Here is a 20208-nt window from a genome sequence, read left to right on the forward strand (position 1 = left end):
TCAAGCACGGGGCTTTTTTGTATACTAATATCTGGTGTTTAATAACATATAACACACCCGTGCCGATAAGCGGGGACGTGCCTAGGTCAATTAGGTGCTCCGCTTAGCTGACGCCCGGGGAGGAAAAACATTTTGGAGGTATAACACTAATGTCTGTTGTTACTATGAAGCAATTGCTTGAAGCCGGTGTCCACTTCGGTCACCAAACTCGTCGTTGGAACCCAAAGATGGAAGAATACATCTTCACTGAACGGAATGGGATCTACATCATCGACCTGCAAAAGACTGTCAAGCTGATCGATACTGCTTACGACTACATGAAGAGCGTTGCTGCTGATGGTGGCGTAGTCCTCTTTGTTGGTACCAAGAAGCAGGCGCAGGACTCAATCGAAGAAGAAGCAACCCGGGCGGGTCAATACTACGTTAACCACCGTTGGTTAGGTGGTACCCTGACCAACTGGAAGACGATTCAATCCCGGATCGCACGGTTGAAGGAACTGAAGAAGATGGCAGAAGACGGCACCTTCGATGTCCTGCCAAAGAAGGAAGTTGCTGTTTTGACTAAGCAACGGGAAAAGCTGGAACGGTTCCTGGGCGGGATCGAAGATATGCCACGGATCCCCGACGTACTGTTCATTGTGGACCCACACAAGGAACAAATTGCGGTTAAGGAAGCACAAAAGCTGCACATTCCGATCGTTGCGATGGTTGACACCAACACTGATCCAGACGACATCGATTACGTTATCCCTTCAAACGATGACGCAATCCGGGCCGTTCGCCTGATCACTTCCAAGATGGCTGACGCAATTGTTGAAGGTAAGCAGGGTCAAGATGACGCTCAGCAAGCAGACGCTGCTGCCGACGATAACGCCGAAGAAGAAACTGTTAGCGAAGATTCATTAAAGAACCTGAAGAACAGTGTTGAAGGCAAGTAATATAAGCAATTAATACTTGGGCTGTTTTGTGTTATGGACCATTGTGGCCCTAAGTACAAACAGCCCTTTTTTTACATTAAATCAAAGGAGAGAGTTAGTAATGGCTGAAATCAAAGCTGCTCAAGTTATGCAATTACGTAAGAAGTCCGGTGCCGGAATTATGGACGCCAAGAAGGCCTTAGTTGCCAGTGATGGTGACATGGACAAGGCGATGGACTACCTTCGTGAAAAGGGAATCGCCAAGGCCGCTAAGAAGAGTGACCGGGTAGCTGCTGAAGGGTTGGCAGAAATCGCCGTTAATGGCAACACTGCTGCCATTGTTGAGCTGAATTCCGAAACGGACTTCGTTGCTGCCAGTGATCCCTTCAAGGATCTCCTGAAGAAGGTTACTGAATTAATCAGTGAAAACAAGCCAGCTAACGTTGAAGAAGCCTTGGCTATCAAGACCGCTAACGGTACTTTAAACGATGACATCATCGCTACTACCCAAAAGACTGGTGAAAAGGTCAGCCTGCGCCGCTTTGCCGTTGTTGAAAAGGATGACGGCGACAGCTTCGGTGCCTACCTGCACCAGGGTGGCCAAATTGCTGCCTTAGTTGTTCTGGAAGGTGCTGACGAAGCTACCGCTAAGGACGTTGCAATGCACGTTGCCGCAATTAACCCAGAATTTATGACCCGCGAAGACGTTTCTCAGGACCGTCTGGACCACGAACGGGCAATCTTCAAGGAAGAAACGCTGAACGAAGGCAAGCCTGCTCAGATCGTTGACAAGATTGTGGAAGGCCGGTTGAACAAGTTCTTGTCCCAAATCTGCCTTGCCGACCAAGAATTCGTTAAGGATTCCGACAAGACCGTTGCGCAATACGTTAAGGATAACGGCGGTAAGCTGAAGTCCTTCATTCGTTACGAAGTCGGTGAAGGAATCGAAAAGAAGCAAGACGACTTTGCACAAGAAGTTAAGGACCAAATGAACTAAGCGTTCGGTTGGCGACGAAGGGGACGTACTGGTGAGTGCGTCCCTTTTTACAAGGTCTGTTAAGGAGGATCACGATGGCAGAGATTAAGTATCAACGAGTTATCTTAAAGCTGAGCGGCGAGGCCCTGGCCGGGGAAAAGGGTTTTGGCATTAATCCGCCAGTTTTGCAGGATGTTGCTAAAGAACTAAAGGCTGTCCATGATAAGGGCGTGCAAATTGCAATCGTTGTCGGTGGTGGCAATATGTGGCGGGGCGTTACCGGTGAACAGTTGGGAATGGAACGTGCCCAGGCCGACTATATCGGGATGCTGGCGACGATCATGAATGCTCTATCCTTGCAGGATGCCCTGGAATCAATTGGGGTCCCGACACGGGTCCAAACTTCAATTGAGATGCGGCAAATCGCTGAACCGTACATCCGCCGGAAAGCAATTCGCCACCTGGAAAAGGATCGGATTGTCATCTTTGCCGGGGGAACGGGTAGCCCGTACTTCTCCACCGATACTACGGCTGCATTGCGGGCCGCAGAAATCAATGCCGACGCAATCCTGATGGGTAAGAACGGGGTTGATGGTGTTTACTCCGCGGATCCAAACCAGGATCACAGTGCCGTGAAGTTTGATGAGCTGACCCACATGGACCTGATTGAAAAGGGCCTTCACGTCATGGATACTACGGCCAGCTCACTGTCGATGGATAACCACATTCCAATCGTGGTCTTTAATTTGAATACCGCTGGTAACATCATGAAGGTGGTTACCGGCGAACAAGTCGGAACAACAATTGAGGGGGACTAACCAATGGCATCAAGCAAAGAGATTTTAAATGACGCAAAGCAAAAAATGAAGAAGTCGGGTGAGGCACTCCAGCGGAGTTTAGCAGACATCCGGGCAGGCCAGGCCAACGCCAGTCTGCTGAACTCGGTGAAGGTTGAATACTACGGCGCACCGACACCGTTAAACCAGGTGGCGTCGATTACGATTCCAGAAGCCCGGCAGTTACTGGTTACGCCATACGACGAAAGCATTTTGGAAGAAATTGAAAAGGCAATCTACGCTTCTAACCTGGGATTGACCCCCCAGAATGACGGGAGCGCAATTCGCCTGATTATTCCACAACTGACCGAAGACCGGCGCAAGGAACTGGTTAAGGACGTCAAGGCCGAACTGGAAAAGGCCAAGGTGGCGGTCCGCAATGTCCGCCGGGAAGCGATGGACGACCTGAAGAAGGGGAACAAGAACGGCGACTTTAACGACGACGAATTCCATGATCTGGAAAAGCAGGTTCAAAACGAAACCGATGCCGGGATTAAGAACCTGGAAGAAATCGCTGGGGCCAAGGAAAAGGAACTGCTGCAATAACTTAGCTGTGGGGTTGGGAATTGGCTCAACCCCCTTTTTTAACATAGGAATGCCGCAAGGCAGGAGCTGATAGCTGGCAAGTCATGATAAGCTCAACCTGGCTATCCGGGGGCTGACTGTGCGGTGACAAACGCCTGGAAGCGGCCGCTCGACCAACTCCAGGCGTTTTGTCTGCTACTTTTCAAATTGTATTTTATTAGCAGGAGCTTTATAATGAATTAGCGTTTTATTTTTGAACGGTGGAGATACGCTAATAGATGGAGGAAAAAAGATTGTTCGCAAAAAAGGATACCGCTAGTCAAACCGCGGCGATTGACCTGGAACGAATTCCTCGTCATATCGCGATCATTATGGATGGTAACGGCCGATGGGCTCAGAAACGTCATTTGCCACGGGTGGCCGGCCATAAGCAGGGGATGCAGACCGTGAAGACGATCACGATTGCCGCCAGCAAGTTGGGAGTGAAGGTCCTGACCCTCTATGCCTTTTCGACCGAAAATTGGAAACGGCCCTCGAGTGAGGTTAATTACCTGATGCAGCTGCCCATTCGCTTTTTCTCAACCTTTGTTCCTGACCTGGTGAAAAATAACGTGCGGGTGATGGTAATGGGCGACATTCAACGACTGCCCGCAAAGACCCAAGAGGCGGTTAATGACGCGATTGCGGATACCGCTGATTGTGACGGGATGGTGCTAAACTTCGCCTTAAATTACGGGAGTCGCGACGAGATTACCCGTGCGGTGCAGGATGTTGCCTGCGCGGTACAGGCGGGAACGCTCTCGCCAGACGCAATTGACGAGCAGCTGGTTAGCGAACACCTGATGACGGCCCCCCTCGGCGAACTGGCCGATCCGGATTTATTAATCCGGACGAGTGGCGAAGAACGGATCAGCAACTTTCTTTTGTGGCAACTAGCGTATAGTGAACTGGAATTTGTCCCCGAGCACTGGCCGGATTTTGATGCCGAATCCTTAAAACGGGCCATTGTAGAATTTCAGGGACGGCACCGTCGTTTTGGCGGGTTAAAAAATAAATAGGAGCGGGTGGTAACGTGAAAACGAGAATTATTACTGCGGTGATTGCCCTGGCAATTTTTATTCCACTGATTATCTACGGTGGCTGGCCATTGACGATTGCTGCCCTGGCTTTGGGGATTGTTGCAATTTCCGAAGTCCTGGTGATGAAGAAGATGTTTGTGATTTCCTTTGAGGCCATTATCAGTTATCTGGGGGTGGCCTTGCTGATTCTGCCGGACAGCTGGCTGGACTTTCTTCCCAGTGTGGCGACGCGCTGGTTCGGCTTCTATGTCTTGGTGGCCCTCCTGCTGCTGCACACGGTAATTCGTAAGCAACGCTTTACCTTCGATGATGCCGGGGTGCTGACCCTGGCGATGCTATATATCGGGATGGGCTTCCACTACTTTGTGGTGGCCCGGGCCGTCAACTTCCAGACCTTATTGTACGGGATGCTGATTGTCTGGCTGACCGATAGCGGGGCCTACCTGATTGGCCGTAAGATTGGCAAGAACAAGCTGGCGCCACGGATCAGCCCGAATAAGACCTGGGAAGGGTCAATCGGCGGGACCATCGCCGCAACGATTATTCTAGCGGTGTACCTGTACTTCTTCCCGGTTGGCGATGGTTACCTGACGATGATTATTCTGACCCTGATTCTTTCGGTGATGGGCCAACTGGGTGACCTGATCGAGTCCTCCCTCAAGCGTTACTACGGTGTGAAGGATTCGGGCAAGATTCTCCCGGGGCACGGTGGAATCCTGGACCGCTTTGATAGTATGCTGATTGTGATGCCAATGTTGCACTTAGTCGGAATTATTTAATAGCCAAGGAAGGGATTCAGTGATAGTCACAATTATTACCTTTATTCTGGTATTTGGGATTCTGGTCCTGGTACATGAATATGGACACTACTACTTTGCTAAACGCGCGGGAATCTTAGTCCGCGAATTCTCGATTGGGATGGGACCCAAAATCTGGTGGACCCGGAAAAAGGGAACCACTTATACCGTCCGGCTGTTACCCGTAGGCGGTTATGTTCGTCTGGCCGGCAATGATGACGAAGATGCGGATGAACTGCGGCCGGGAACCCCGGTCACCCTACAATTAAACCAGGATAACCAGGTCGTTACGATTAACGCGAGTTCTAAGTCCACGCTTTTTCAGGGAATCCCGTTGCAGCTCGTTGACAGCGACCTGGTCGATGGCCTGTGGATTAAGGGTTACGTAAACGGGGACGAAAGCGAACTAAAGACCTACCCGGTGAACCACGACGCAACGGTGGTGGAGCATGATGGGACCGCCGTGCAGATTGCACCACGGGATGTTCAATTTCGGTCCGCCAGCCTGCCCGCGCGGATGATGACAAACTTTGCGGGGCCGCTGAACAACTTTATCCTGTCCCTCCTCGTGTTCATCATCCTGGGCTTTACCCTTGCCGGCGTCCCGACCAACAGCAACCAGATTGGCAAGGTTAACCCGGGCTCGGTTGCAGCGAAGGCCGGCTTGGTTGCCGGTGACCGGATTACTAAGGTTAACACGACGAAAATTGATAACTGGGCCGAGCTGTCAACCAACCTTTCCAGCAAACCCAATCAACGGGTAGAACTGACCTACCGCCACGACGGGAAGACAAGGACAACCACGGTTCGCCCAAAGGCAGTTAAACAGGGGAAAGAAACGGTGGGTCAAATTGGCATCCTGGAACAGGTGGCGACGGGGGCCAAGACCCGCCTCCTGTTCGGCTGGCAGCAATTTGTCCAGGCCGGAACCCTGATCTTTACGGTGCTTGGTCACATGTTTACCCATGGCTTTAGCCTGAATGATTTAGGTGGGCCGGTTGCCATTTATGCGGGGACTTCCCAGGCAACCGCGCTGGGAGTTAACGGTGTCTTGAACTTCCTTGCGTTGCTGTCAATTAACCTGGGAATCGTTAATCTCCTGCCGATTCCGGCGCTCGATGGGGGGAAGTTGCTCTTAAACATCATTGAGGCCGTCATCCGCCGACCGATTCCGGAGAAAGCTGAAGGAATTGTGACAATGATTGGTTTTATGATACTATTAGTACTAATGATTTTAGTTACATGGAATGATATTCAACGGTACTTTATTCGGTAGCTAGTAAAGGAGAAGAATAATGAAGCAGTCAAAGCTATTGATCCCAACCAAAAAGGAAAATCCAAGCGACGCAGAAGCCCTGAGCCACATTATGATGGAGCGGGCGGGGTATATTTACCAGATTTCAGCGGGAGTTTGGGCCTACCTGCCACTAGCCTACCGGGTGATTCGGAAAGTTAAGGGGATCATCCAGGAAGAAATGGAAAAGGCCGGTGCCTATGAAATGGAAACCCCGTCAATGCTGCCGGCGGACCTGTGGCGGCAAACCGGCCGTTACGAGGCCTACGGTGACACCTTGTACAAGTTCAAGGATCATAACGACCGGGAGTACATTTTAGGGCCGACCGATGAAGAGGCGATGACCGAAATCCTGCGGGACAGTGTCAAGTCCTACAAGAAGTTGCCACTGGTTGTTTACCAAATTACTGATAAGTTCCGGAACGAACCGCGACCACGGTATGGGGTTCTGCGGGGGAAGGAATTCTCCATGCTGGATGCTTATTCCTTTGCGGCCGATGAGGAGGGCTTGGACGAAGCCTACCAAGCGCAAGCCAAGGCCTACCACAACATCTTTGACCGGGCGGGACTGCACTACAAGGTAATTTTGGCTGATTCTGGAACAATTGGTGGGGATAACTCCCAGGAATTCTCGGCCCCGGCTGAAATCGGCGAAGACGTGATTGTTTATACTGACGGTGGCTATGCGGCCAACCTGGAAAAGGCGACGGCCAAGTTTGATGCTGTTCAGCAGACGGCTGAACCGGGCAAGTTGGAAAAGAAGGCGACCCCGGGTGCGCACACCGTGGATGAAGCCTGCGCAAGCCTCGGCGTTGACCAGGGCCAGATGATCAAGTCGATGCTGTACATGGCCAAGATGGGCGAGGATGACTACCAGCCGGTGATGGTCCTGATGCGGGGCAACGATGAGGTTAACGAAACCAAGGTTGAAAATGCCCTTGACTGTGAGGAATTGGAATTAGCGAGTGAAGAAGATACCGTCAAGTACCTCGGCGCGCACCCGGGTTCCCTTGGCCCAGTTGGTGTCGGTGAAGACGTCAAGATTCTTGCCGATAACTACGTCAAGGTCCTGGTCAACATGGCCTGCGGCGCGAACGACGATGGCCACCACTACGTTAACGCCAACATTGACCGTGACTTCCGGGTTGACCAGTTTGGTGACTTCCGGAACGTCCAGGAAGGCGAGATTGCCCCTGACGGCTACCCAATCAAGTTTACCAATGGAATTGAGATCGGCCACATTTTCAAGCTGGGGACTGGCTATTCTAAGAAGCTTGGCGCTCAAGTGCTGGATAAGAATGGCCGCCTTGTCGACATGATTATGGGCTGTTACGGAATTGGGGTCACGCGGATGCTTTCCGCGGTGGCCGAGCAAAACGCCGACGAAAACGGCTTGGTTTGGCCGGATAGCATTGCACCGTTTGACGTGCACGTCATCCCGGTAAACGCGAAGAAAGACGAACAGATGGCCATGGCAAATGAGCTGGAGCAGCAACTGACTGCGGCGGGTTACGAAGTCCTGGTTGATGACCGTAAAGAACGGGCCGGGGTTAAGTTTGCCGATTCTGACCTGATTGGGATCCCGTTGCGGGTCACGGTTGGGAAGAAGGCAGCTGACGGCATTGTCGAAGTTAAAATCCGCAAGACCGGCGAAACCCTTGAAGTCAAGCAGGAGGAACTGGTAAACACGGTGGGCATCTTGCTGAAGCAGTTAGATAAGCAAACGAGCAACGATTAATAAAAAATGTGGTGCGAACACTAGCAATCGAACGCACCACATTTTTTAAGTAGGAGGAGCGAAGAGTAGTGGCGCTAAATCGACAAGAGTTATTTGAAAAATTACTGGAGCAGGTGCACTTTCCGGAAAAGGACAACCCGGCCTTTAACGGGGCGGCGGTTCAATCGGTGGTTGTGCACAAGAGCAGCCGGCGCTGGGAGTTCCACCTTATCCTGCGGCGACCGTTGCCCCTCAACCTGTTTAAGGAACTCTATCAGGCAGTCCAGGTGGGCTTTAAAGACATTGCTGAGGTGGACCTGCAGATCAGCAGCCCCGCGACCGAAGCGGATCCCAAATTAGTGGCTGATTATTGGGAATACATTATCCAAGGGGGGGCGGTCGATTCACCGATGCTGCGACAGGCCTGCCTAGAAACGGTACCGGAGGTTCGCGATGGCCGGGTGACCATCGTGGTCGAGAACGAGATCATTAAGGACCGGTTAACCCAGCAGTCCTTATCTGCAATTGAGGCGGCTTATCAGCAGCTGGGCTTCCCCCGCTTTAAGATCCACCCCTTTGTGGACCAATCGGCGTCGCAGGCGAAGATTAAGGAGCTGCGGGAGAAGCACGAGGCAGCCGATGCAGCGCTTGCGGCCAAGGCGATGGCCCAGATTAAGAAAAAGAACGCGAGCCATAAGCAGAAGGCCGCTGTCCAGCCTGCCGAAGGTCCGGCACAGCTGGGCCGGGTGATCAATGATAAACTCGACGTCGTTCAAATGAAGGACATCCAGGGTGAGGAACGGTCAGTCGTCGTTGAGGGCTACGTTTTTAACACCGAAGTACGGGAGCTCCGTTCAGGTCGCCAGCTGTTGACCTTTGAATTTACTGACTACACATCATCCTTTGCCGTGAAGAAATTCTCCCGGAATAGCGATGAAGAAGCCCAGTTTGCAAACATTAAACCGGGGATGTGGCTTAAAGTCCGGGGGCCGGTCCAGGAAGATACCTGGATGCACGACCTGGTGATCAATGCCTATGATATCAACCAGGTGAGTCACCAGGAACGTCAGGACCAGGCACCAGCTGATGAGAAGCGGATTGAACTGCACACCCACACAGAGATGAGTCAGATGGATGCTACCAATTCCATCACGGAAATTGCTAAGCAGGCCAGCAAGTGGGGCCAACCGGCAATCGCGGTAACGGATCATGGGAACGTCCAGGCCTTTCCGGAAGCCTATAAGGCGGGGAAGAAGTTCAAGCTCAAAATGATTTACGGGATGGAAGCTAACGTGGTTGATGACGGGGTCCCACTGGTTTACAACGAAAACCATGCCCAGCTCAAGGATAATACTTACGTCATCTTTGACGTGGAAACGACCGGTCTATCCGCAATTTACGACAAGGTCATCGAGCTGTCCGCGGTCAAGATGAAGAACGGTGAAGTCCTGGCACGCTTTGATGAGTTTATTGATCCCGGTTTCCCGCTGTCGGAGCAAACGACCAACCTAACCAGCATTACCGACGAGATGGTGCGCGGCTCCAAGAGCGAAGAGGAAGTCTTCAAGATGTTCAAGGACTTCTGTGCGGGAACCATTATTGCCGGGCATAACGTGTCCTTTGATATGGGCTTTATGAACACCGGTTACCGGCGTCACCAGATGGAGGAGATTACCGAGCCCGTGATTGATACCCTGCCGTTGGCCCGCTTCCTCTACCCGAATATGCGGGGCTACCGGCTGAACACCCTGAGCAAGAAATTCAAGGTCGCGCTGGAACACCACCACCGGGCCAATTTCGATGCCGAAGCGACCGGCCACTTGCTGTATAAGTTCCTTAAGGATGCCGAAAAGCGGTATGAAATCCGCTACGTCGATGAGCTGAACCAGCACATGGCGGAGAATGACGCCTACAAACATGCCCGGCCCTTCCACGTCACCCTGCTGGCACAAAACCAGGCTGGGCTGAAGAACCTCTTCAAGCTGGTGTCCCTTTCCAACGTGCGCTACTTCCACCGGGTTCCGCGGATCCCCCGGACGGTGCTGACCAAGTACCGGGAAGGACTGCTGCTGGGGACCGCCTGCTCGTCGGGAGAAGTTTTCACCGCGATGATGGAAAAGGGCTATGCCGAGGCGCTGCGCCGGGCCCGCTACTACGACTATATTGAAATTCAGCCACGGCCGAATTATGCGCCGCTGCTGGAAACCCACGTAATCGCGGACCGGGACCAGCTCGATGACATTTTGCAAAACATGGTCAAGCTGGGGGCAGAGCTGAAAAAAAAGGTGGTTGCGACGGGTGATGTCCACTACATCAACCCGCACGACGGGATTTACCGGCGGATCCTGATTAACTCGCAGGGTGGTGCCAACCCGCTGAACCGGACCAAGCGGCCGGACGTGCACTTCCGGACGACTGATGAGATGCTGGAAGAGTTTAGCTTCCTGGGCGCGGATACCGCTAAGCGGGTCGTCGTCGAGAACAGCCATGCGATTGCCGACATGATTGATGCCGACATTCGGCCGGTCAAGGATAAGCTGTACACGCCGCACATGAAGGGGGCGGAGCAGGAAATTCAGGACCGGACCTGGAATACCGCCAAGGCCTGGTACGGGAACCCGCTGCCAAAGATTGTTAAGGATCGGGTGGAGCTGGAACTAAACAGTATCGTCAAAAACGGCTTCTCCGTTATTTACCTGATTGCCCAGCGGCTGGTAGCCAAGTCCAATAAGGACGGTTACCTGGTTGGTTCCCGGGGGTCGGTTGGTTCAAGTGTGGTGGCGACCCTTTCCGGGATTACCGAGGTTAACCCCTTGCCACCGCACTACCGTTGCCCGCAGTGCCGGTTTGCCCACTTCTACACGAAGGGGGAATACAGCTCGGGCTTTGACTTGCCGGAGAGAAAGTGCCCGAAGTGCGGGGCCCTCCTGGTCAAGGATGGTCATGACATTCCCTTCCAAACCTTCCTCGGCTTTAAAGGGAACAAGGTCCCGGATATTGATTTGAACTTCTCTGGAGACTACCAGTCAATTGCGCATAACTACATGAAGGTCCTCTTCGGGGAGGAGAACGTCTTCCGGGCCGGAACGATTGGTACGGTTGCCGATAAGACCGCCTATGGTTATGTCAAGGCCTTTGAGCGGGATAACGATGTCCAATTCCGTGGGGCAGAGGAGGACCGGCTTGCCCAGGGGGCAACCGGGGTTAAACGGACGACCGGCCAGCACCCGGCCGGGATCATCATCGTGCCCGATGATATGGACATTTATGACTTTACCCCGGTTCAATACCCGGCCGATGACCAAAATGCGGCCTGGGAAACGACCCACTTCGATTTCCACTCGATTCACGATAACATCTTGAAGATGGATATCCTGGGCCACGATGACCCGACGATGATTCGGGCCCTGCAAGACCTTTCAGGGATTGATCCGAAGACGATTCCAATGAATGATCCGGGCGTGATGGCCCTCTTCTCGAGTCCAAAGATTTTGGGGGTAACCGAGGAGCAGATTCAGAGTAAGACTGGGACCCTTGGCTTGCCTGAATTCGGGACCCGCTTTGTCCGGGGGATGTTGGATGACACCCACCCGAAGAACTACTCCCAACTGTTGCAGATTTCCGGTCTTTCCCACGGGACCGGGGTGTGGCTGGATAACGCCCAGGAGCTGATTAAGGAGGGGACCGCGACGATTGCCAACGTGATCGGTTGTCGTGATAACATTATGACCGACTTGATCCACTACGGCCTGGACTCGGAAACTTCTTTCCAGGTGATGGAACACGTTCGAAAGGGCCGGGGGATCCCTGATGAATGGCAAAGCAAGATGCTAAAGGTCGGGGTGCCGCAGTGGTACCTGGATTCATGTTTGAAGATTAAGTACATGTTCCCGCGGGCGCACGCGGCCGCTTATGTTTTAATGGCCCTGCGGATTGCCTACTTTAAGGTTTATTTCCCGCTGGTTTACTACTGCGCCTTCTTTTCTGTCCGGGCTGACGACTTTGATATTGTTGCCATGGCTCACGGGAAAGAAGCGGTTAAAGCGCGGATGGCGGAAATTAGCAATAAGGGCAACGATGCCAGTGCTAAGGAGAAAAGTCTGTTAACGATCCTTGAACTGGCGAACGAGATGCTGGAGCGGGGCTTTAAGTTTAAGATGGTCGACCTGGAACGGTCAGACGCGTCGAACTGGCTGATTGACGGTGATTCGTTAATTGCCCCGTTCCGGGCGATCCCGGGTTTAGGTTTGAGCGTGGCCAAGCAGATTGTGGCGGCTCGTGAAGAGCGGCCGTTCTTGTCGAAAGAAGAACTGGCCGACCGGGGGAAGGTTTCCCAAACCCTGATCGACTTTATGACCGAAAATCACGTTATCGATCAATTGCCGGACAGCAACCAGCTGGACCTGTTCTCAGACCTTGGCTAGCTTGGTGCCAATAACCACGACTGCTTTTTTCATTGCCTGACATAGCCAAAGTTAGCGATCCAATTTGGGTCGCTTTTTTGCTGGGAGGGATTGAGTTCGGAAATTTGTTATAGTATCATTTATACGAACGTATGTTTTGAAGTGAGTAGTGCGAAGCAAAAAGGGGAGAAGACAATGCGCTTTTTACACACGGCTGATTGGCATATTGGAAAAACCTTGAATGACTTTAGCCTGCTGGAAGACCAGCAAGCAGCTTTTACACAGATTGAGCGAATTGCCCAGCAAGCGCAGGTCGACGCAATTGTGGTGGCGGGGGATCTCTACGACCGCAGTGTCCCTAGCGAGGCGGCGGTAACGGAGCTGAACGGGATGTTGCGGCAGCTCAACCTAAACGACCATTTCCCGGTGCTGGCAATTAGCGGCAACCATGATTCGGCCGTGCGGCTCAGTACGGGTACCGACTGGTTTGCGCGCAGCTCCCTTTACCTCAACACTACTTTGGCAGCCGCATTTACCCCGGTTACCATCAAGGATACCCAGTTCTTCTTGCTGCCGTTTTTCGGTATTCAGGCTGTGCGGAATTATTTTCATGATGACCATATTAAAAACGTTAATGACGCGATGGAAAGAATCGTTGCGGAGATGAAGAAGTCCTTTGCGGCTGGGAAACATCAGGTTTTGGTAGCCCACTTCTTTGCCGCGGGCAGCCAGCGGACGGCAGATTCCGAAACCTTGATCGAGGTGGGGGGCCTTAGTGCCGTGTCCACCGCGGTGCTGGCCCCGTTTGATTACGTAGCGCTAGGACACCTCCATAACCGGAAGGCGCTGAACGAAGAACGGGTTAAATACAGCGGGTCGCCGCTGAAGTTTTCGGTTTCGGAAGCACACCAGGAAAAGGGAGTATGGCTAGTCGATACGGAGCCGTTTGCAGTCCAGTGGGTCCCCCTGCAGCCGGTTCATGATATTACCTTGTTAAAAGGCAGTTTTCGGGAGCTGGTGACGAGTGCTAAGGATAAGCCCGCTACGGACTTTTACGACATTGAACTGACGGACCGGGAACGGATTCCAGATGTGTTAAATAAACTCCGCACGGTATACCCCAAAATCGTGAGTCTCCACCGTACCCACCAAGCACGCCAGCTGGCGTTAAACCGGCAAAAGCAGCGCTTGGCGGCGTCACCATTAGACCTCTTAAGTGACTTTTATTCCCAAACCACGGGAAGCAAGCTAAGTTCAGAACAGCGCCGGTGGGCGGAAGAGGCCCTTATTAAGACGACTAAGGAGGAACAGTGATGCGTCCGTTAAAGTTAGAGCTGCAATATTTTGGCCCCTACGAACATGAAACCGTGGACTTTACCCAGTTTGCTGACCAGTCGCTTTTTTTGGTGGCAGGAAACACCGGTGCCGGGAAAACGACCATTTTTGACGCCATGTGCTATGCCCTGTTTGGTCAAACGACTAGTGATCGGGACCGGTCTGCAACCGCGCTGCGGTCGGACTTTGCGCCTGCTGATCGGGAGACCTGGGTCACGTTCAGCTTTAGCCACCAGGGGACCGAATATGAAATCATGCGCCGTCCTAAGCAAATTCTGCAGGGACGGCGCGGCAACCCTGTTGAGCATTACCAGGCGGTTAGCTTGCGTTTTGCGGCTCGGGATGGGCAAACCCAGGAAATCACCAAGATTAAGGAAGCGGACAGTTTCATCAGCAAGTTATTGAACCTAACCCGGGATCAGTTCAAGCAGATTGTCCTGCTGCCGCAGGGAAAATTTCGGCAATTTCTGGATTCAGATAGCAATACTAAGGAACGGCTCCTGCGGGATTTATTTAATACCAGCCGTTATGAGCAGTGGACGCAGACCCTCAAAGAGGAATTAAACGACCGCAAACGGGGCGTAGAAGTGCAGCAAACCAAGCTGCAGTCGCTCAAGGAAACCGTCCCGGATATTGAGGCCATCCCGGACACGGCCGAATGGCTCCGCCGGGTGGATGAGCAAGCAGTAGAATTAGAAACGACCCTAGCGGCCAATCACACTCAGGAACGTCAGCAACAGGAACTTGTCAAAGGCCTGACCAATCGTTTGCACACGGAACAGGAACTGACGGCTAACCTGGCTACCCTGCGTGAACTGGAGCAAACGGCTGTCCAGCTGACTAGTCGGCAGGGCGAAGTCCAGGCGGTGGAAAAGCAGATCGCTGATTTGGAATGGTTCCAAGAACACCGGACGGATTACCAGAGGTGGCGGGACGACCAGCAACGGTTAACTAAACTTAATGCTGACTATCAACAATCCACCGCTCAACTCAGCCGGCTGACCGCCCAGCAGGCGCAGCTGCAGGCTGCCGTTGAGCAGGCTCAGACGCGCCAAGCCGAGATCGATGCCCTGCGCCGGCACTGCCTGACTTTACAAGGCCAGCTGCCGTTATTCGCTGAATATGACCGGTTAGCCGCTCGCCTTGCCAAGACGACGGCTGACCATGATCGGCAGCGTCGCGAACAAGAAAGTCGTCAGCAGGCGTTAACCGATAAACAGGACCAACTTGAGCATATGAATAAGCAGCTCGCTGCCCACCAGGATCTGGCGCAGCGGCGCCTGGAGCTGACCAAACAACAAGGGCAGCAGGAACGACTGGACGCTGAGGGCGAACGGCTTGACCAGCTGCTGGTGGAGTACGATGAGCAACGCAGCCATCAGAAAGAGCTGCGTACCAGTGTCGTTCAGGGTAAAGAAGCGGCCCAAAAGGCAGCAGCGACGGCGACCGACCTGAATGATCGTTACGCGCGCCAGCAGATTGCGCGCCTGGCAAAACGGCTTAAACCCGGCAGCCCTTGTCCACTTTGCGGGTCATTAGACCACCCGCACTTGGCAACGACCGCCGCTCAGGGAGCATTGGTGACGGAAGAGGCTGTTCGGACAGCCAGCAAGGCTGCTCAGCAATGGCAGCAGGCAGCAGCACGGTCCCAAGAGCAGCTTGCGGCAACGACACGTCAATTAACAAAGTTGGAGCACCAGCTGGCAACTAATCGGAGTACAGTTGCAAAGCTCCTGTCCGAAAACTGCCTTCCCGCTGACTGGCAGCAGCTCATTGCCGACCGCCAGCAGAGGCTGTGCCAGCGCGACCATGAACTGGCCGAGTTGGAAGCCATGGCGCAAGATTGGCAACAGCAGGCCACCAAACTTCACCAGGAGATCCTTGCTGAGCAGGCAACTATTCAGCAGGCTGACGCTGCACTTCAAAAGACCCATCAGGAGTTAATCAAGGAACAGACGCTGCTGCAAGAAAAGCGGGCTCAATTGCCAGCGGACCTGCCGACACAAGCGGCGGCCCAGGAGCGGTTAGCTGAGTGGCAGGAGCAGGTTGCCGAGTATGACCAGCAGCAGGGAAAGCTTCAGGACCAGCTCCAAAAGATTGGGCAGGAGTTAGCAGTTACTGAGGGCCGTACAGCGCAGTTTAAGCATGCTGCTGCTGAATTAAAGCACAGCCAGGCCCGCCGGCATACCAACCTGGAAAAACTATTGGCGGAGCATGGGGACCAGCTTGACTGGTCATTTTGGCAACGGGCTGCGGACCAGTTGACCCAACTGGCGGAACTACGGCAGCAGGTCAAGGACTTCCAAGCGCAGCTTCGTGACAACCAAGGCCAGCAACACCGCCTTCGGGAAAAAATCGCCGACCGGCCGGCACCCGACTTGGCCGCTTGTCGTGAGCAGCTCGCGGCATCGGAGCACCGCCTTGCTCAGAACCAGCAGGCACTTGGCCAGCTGAACAGTCGGTTAGCAGACCTGCGTGTCAGCCGGCAGAAGGTGGTTAAACTACTGGCCCAGACTGGGAAAGCCGCCGAGCAGGTGAACCAGTTGCAGACGCTGACCGACGTAATTGCTGGCAACACGGAAAACCACCTCAGTTTAGAGCGGTACGTTCTCCAAGCCTATTTCCAGGACGTCTTGCTGGCTGCCAATGTTCAGCTGGCGCGGCTGACCAATGGCCGCTACCAGTTTGAACTAGCGACGGAAAGCCACAGCGCAGGGGCGAAGTGGAGCGGGCTGGAGGTCAACGTTTACGATGATAATGCAGGCAAGACCCGGAGCGCCCGGACCCTCTCCGGTGGCGAAAGCTTCATGGCCTCGTTAGCGCTCGCCCTAGCCCTCTGTCAAATTATCCAGGAGCAGAGTGGCGGTATTAAGATTGACGCCCTTTTCATCGACGAAGGCTTCGGCTCATTGGATCAGCAGGCGCTGGCGGACGCTTTACGGGCGTTGGAGGAGCTGGAGGGGCACCGGATGATCGGCATTATCAGCCACGTTACGGAGCTTGAGGAACGGATTCCGGCCCAGTTATTGGTCCGGTCGGTTAATGGCCGCAGTACGGTTAGCTACCAGCATGAACTATGAGGTCCTGCGTACTGGTGCAGAAAATAACGCGTTCGTTGACGGTAAGAGTGCTACAATGAAAATAATTATAGATTAGGGGGCATTATTATTTCTAATAATCCAAAGCCCAAAAAGCTCTCGTTTATCTCAATTTATTTTCTGGGCATCAATGGGGTAATTGGTTCAGGAACTTTCCTTTTACCTTCCGTTATCTATCGTTACATGAACCTGTCGGCCGTACTGGTCCTGCTGTGTACCGCACTGACGGTGTCGCTAATTGCACTGTGTTATGCGGACCTGGCGAGCCGCTTTACCGGTTCTGGCGCTGCTTGGCTGTATGCTTATCACGCCTTTGGCCGCTTTACCGGTTACGAGTTGGGGATCTTTACCTGGTTCTTGGGCTGTTGTACCCTTTCCGCTGAAATCGTCGCCTTACTGACCACCATGAAGAGTTTTCTGCCGGTGTTTGACAATCGCTTAGTGTACTACGCGGCAGCCTTTGGTCTGATTGTCCTGTTTGCGGTCATTAATTTCTTTGGCCGCAGCTTAGTTAAGGCGGTCAACAACCTATCGGCGGCAGTGAAGATTCTGACCCTGCTGGTCTTTATTATCGTGGGGGTTTTCTTCGTTCATGGTGCTAACTACTCGCCAGTAATTCCCGCCGCTGCCTTAACCGGTGCCGGCCCGTTTCTAAAACACTTTGGCGCGGCCTTTACGCCGATCTTCTACCTGTTTACCGGCTTTTCGTTTTTACCGATTGCTGCGAAGCAAATGAACAATCCGGAGAAAAACATTCCCCGGGTTCTCATTGCGGTAATGGTCAGCGTCACCATCTTGGACGCCCTGATGATGCTGGTGGCGATTGGTATTTCTGGCCGCCACTTGGCCGGCTACTCAACTCCGCTGGCGAACGCGTTTGGTACCGCAATCGGTAAGTGGGGCTACTCGCTCATTATTGTCGGAATGCTGGTCAGCATCTTTGGGGTTGCTTTCAGTGCTTCCTTTAACACGCCCTCACTGGTGGCCTCGCTGGCCAATGAGCACGGAATGCTGCCCAAGTCCCTGGGCAAAAAGAATAAGCACGATGCGCCCTGGGTGGGAATCTTATTGACGGCCGTACTGTCGATTGCTTTCTCGACCCAAAGCTACCTCTTTTTGGTGTCATGCACGGTGCTGGCTTCGTTTATCCAGTACGTCCCATCGATTTTGGCGGTGGTTAAATTCACCCACAGTAATGAATATCCGACCCACGGCTTTAAGCTGCCAGGCCGGTACCTGATTCCCGCCTTTGCGCTCCTGGTATCCTGCTATATGGTAACCAACTTTACCGCTAAGACCCTGTTGCTGGGCACGGTGGTTGCCGTTCTGGCTGCGGCCGCCTACTTCTTCATTCAGAGAGATGAGGAAGCCGAAAGACGGCATACACAATTTCTAGCGGCCCTCAAGCGGGAGCAGGGGAAGGAAAACTAGCTTGTGTTTTTCGGCCTGGCGTGCTACAATAACTATGGTAAATAACTCGTTGGAGTGAGCAGTAATGCTCGCTCTTTTTATTGCAAATAATATGGAGGTGAAAAGGATGAGCACAGTTACTGAAGTCGTTACGGATTTGGTAACGCCGATTCTTGATGAGCACCACTTTTACTTATACGACATTGAATTCGTCAAGGAGGGAAAAAGCTGGTACCTCCGGGTATACATCGATAAGGACGGCGGGATCACGCTGAATGATTGTGCGGCCGTTAGCGACCAGCTGAGCGAAGCGTTGGACAATGTTGAACCCGACCCAATTCCCCAGGCCTACTTCCTGGAAGTTTCGTCGCCTGGCGCTGAACGGCCGTTAAAAAACGAGGATGACTACCAGCGGGCGGTCAACCACTATATCCACGTTTCCCTGTACCAGCAGCTTGCTGGCAAGAAGGTCTACGAAGGAACCCTGGTGGAATTATCGGCCAAGGAAATGACCCTGAATTTTATGGACAAGACGCGTCACCGGCAAGTAGTAATTGACCGGAGCAAGGTTGCCCAGGCGCGCTTAGCAATCAAGTTTTAATCAAAAGGAGTGTCCAAAGTGAGCAAGTCAAAAGTCAATAGTGAAATGATTGGCGCCCTAGACTACTTAGAAAAGGAAAAGGGTATTAAAAAGGAAATTGTCATTGAGGCGTTGGAACAAGCCTTGGAATCGGCTTATAAGCAAAATTACGGCGACAAGAACGTCGAGGTCGAGTTCAACGCGACGACTGGGAACATCAAGGTCTACGCCGTCAAGACGATTACCGATGATGAGGAAAAGGTTGCCGCTGACAGCAACCAGTACATGAGCCTTGCCGAAGCGCGCAAGCTCCCTCACGGTCAGGGGTATGACGTTGATGACCAGATCCGGGAAGAAGTGACGCCGCGTAATTTTGGACGGATTGCTGCACAAACTGCTAAGCAGGTCGTGATGCAGCGGTTGCGTGAAGAAGAGCGGAGAATCGTCTACGATAAGTACAAGACTTACGAAAATGAAATCATTACCGGTGAGGTGTCCCGTGAAGACAAGCGCTTTACCTATGTTGACCTCGGCGACGGGGTCGAAGGGGCGATGGGCTTCCGTGATAAGATGCCGAACGAGCACTACCGCGTTCATGACCGGATTCAGGTATACGTTTCTAAAGTCAATGATGACCGGCGGGGACCCCAGATCTACGTTAGTCGGACAGCTCCGGAACTGCTCAAGCGTCTCTTTGAACGGGAAGTTCCTGAAATCAAAGATGGCACCGTGCTGATTGAAAACATCGCGCGGGAAGCCGGTGACCGGGCTAAGGTAGCGGTTTACTCTAACGATGATAACGTTGACCCGGTCGGCACCTGTGTTGGTCCCCGGGGATCCCGGGTCCAGGCGATCGTGAACGAACTGGACGGCGAAAACATGGATATCGTAGAATACGTGAAGGATCCGGCTAAGTTTATTGCTAACGCCCTTAATCCGGCTGAAGTGTTGGATGTGATCTTTAATGATCCGGTAACGATCGAACGTGAGGATGGCGAAGAAGAGCAAGAACGCTCCTGCACGGTGGTCGTTCCTGACGACCAGCTGTCCCTGGCAATCGGGAAGCGGGGGCAAAATGCCCGGCTCGCAGCACGGCTGACCAAGTACAAGATCGATATCAAGTCCGCTTCAGAAATGGAAGAGATTCAGGCCCAGGAGGCACTTGACGAGGACCAACCAGTTGCTGACGACCAGCCATCGGTTGATGAAAATGATCAGTCGGCAGATGAAGACTAATTGAG

The 20208-nt window shown here is 53.0% G+C and carries 14 protein-coding genes; all 14 read left to right on the forward strand.

What is annotated here, in order from left to right:
- Positions 1-149: 149 nt before the first annotated feature.
- The 14 genes from rpsB to nusA all read left to right on the forward strand — a co-directional run bounded on the left by rpsB (position 150) and on the right by nusA (position 20203).
- Positions 150-938 carry a 30S ribosomal protein S2 gene (rpsB, locus tag HMPREF0494_RS00615; protein ID WP_007122956.1) on the forward strand — a complete coding sequence of 263 codons (789 nt, stop codon included), beginning with the start codon at positions 150-152 and terminating at the stop codon, positions 936-938.
- A 100-nt stretch (positions 939-1038) separates the two neighbouring features.
- Complete coding sequence (gene tsf / locus HMPREF0494_RS00620) at positions 1039-1914, forward strand: translation elongation factor Ts (RefSeq protein WP_007122957.1); 876 nt, start codon at positions 1039-1041, stop codon at positions 1912-1914.
- A 74-nt stretch (positions 1915-1988) separates the two neighbouring features.
- Complete coding sequence (gene pyrH, locus HMPREF0494_RS00625; RefSeq protein ID WP_007122958.1) at positions 1989-2711, forward strand: UMP kinase; 723 nt, start codon at positions 1989-1991, stop codon at positions 2709-2711.
- 3 nt (positions 2712-2714) lie between these two features.
- Complete coding sequence (frr, locus tag HMPREF0494_RS00630; RefSeq protein ID WP_007122959.1) at positions 2715-3275, forward strand: ribosome recycling factor; 561 nt, start codon at positions 2715-2717, stop codon at positions 3273-3275.
- Between the two features lie 257 nt (positions 3276-3532).
- Positions 3533-4312, forward strand: a complete 780-nt coding sequence (locus HMPREF0494_RS00635) for an isoprenyl transferase (RefSeq protein ID WP_007122960.1) — start codon at positions 3533-3535, stop codon at positions 4310-4312.
- Between the two features lie 14 nt (positions 4313-4326).
- Positions 4327-5112, forward strand: a complete 786-nt coding sequence (locus tag HMPREF0494_RS00640) for a phosphatidate cytidylyltransferase (protein ID WP_007122961.1) — start codon at positions 4327-4329, stop codon at positions 5110-5112.
- Between the two features lie 19 nt (positions 5113-5131).
- Positions 5132-6406: an RIP metalloprotease RseP gene (rseP, locus tag HMPREF0494_RS00645; protein ID WP_007122962.1), complete on the forward strand. Its 1275-nt coding sequence runs from the start codon at positions 5132-5134 to the stop codon at positions 6404-6406.
- Between the two features lie 19 nt (positions 6407-6425).
- Positions 6426-8162 carry a proline--tRNA ligase gene (locus tag HMPREF0494_RS00650; RefSeq protein ID WP_007122963.1) on the forward strand — a complete coding sequence of 579 codons (1737 nt, stop codon included), beginning with the start codon at positions 6426-6428 and terminating at the stop codon, positions 8160-8162.
- 68 nt (positions 8163-8230) lie between these two features.
- Entirely contained in the window at positions 8231-12565 is a 4335-nt protein-coding gene (locus HMPREF0494_RS00655; RefSeq protein ID WP_007122964.1) for a PolC-type DNA polymerase III, read from the forward strand.
- A gap of 174 nt (positions 12566-12739) precedes the next feature.
- Positions 12740-13858: an exonuclease SbcCD subunit D gene (locus HMPREF0494_RS00660; protein WP_040458609.1), complete on the forward strand. Its 1119-nt coding sequence runs from the start codon at positions 12740-12742 to the stop codon at positions 13856-13858.
- Positions 13858-16959 (forward strand): AAA family ATPase, encoded by a 3102-nt coding sequence (locus HMPREF0494_RS00665; RefSeq protein ID WP_007122966.1) that lies wholly within the window; start codon positions 13858-13860, stop codon positions 16957-16959. The genes HMPREF0494_RS00660 and HMPREF0494_RS00665 overlap by 1 nt, the downstream gene beginning before the upstream one ends.
- Positions 16960-17040: 81 nt before the next feature.
- Positions 17041-18408: an APC family permease gene (locus HMPREF0494_RS00670; RefSeq protein ID WP_404803176.1), complete on the forward strand. Its 1368-nt coding sequence runs from the start codon at positions 17041-17043 to the stop codon at positions 18406-18408.
- Positions 18409-18514: 106 nt separating this feature from the next.
- Complete coding sequence (rimP, locus tag HMPREF0494_RS00675; protein WP_040458611.1) at positions 18515-18988, forward strand: ribosome maturation factor RimP; 474 nt, start codon at positions 18515-18517, stop codon at positions 18986-18988.
- A gap of 18 nt (positions 18989-19006) precedes the next feature.
- Positions 19007-20203, forward strand: a complete 1197-nt coding sequence (gene nusA, locus HMPREF0494_RS00680; RefSeq protein ID WP_040458612.1) for a transcription termination factor NusA — start codon at positions 19007-19009, stop codon at positions 20201-20203.
- Positions 20204-20208: the final 5 nt, after the last annotated feature.

The sequence above is a fragment of the Limosilactobacillus antri DSM 16041 genome (genome assembly GCF_000160835.1).
Taxonomy (GTDB): Bacteria; Bacillota; Bacilli; order Lactobacillales; family Lactobacillaceae; genus Limosilactobacillus; species Limosilactobacillus antri.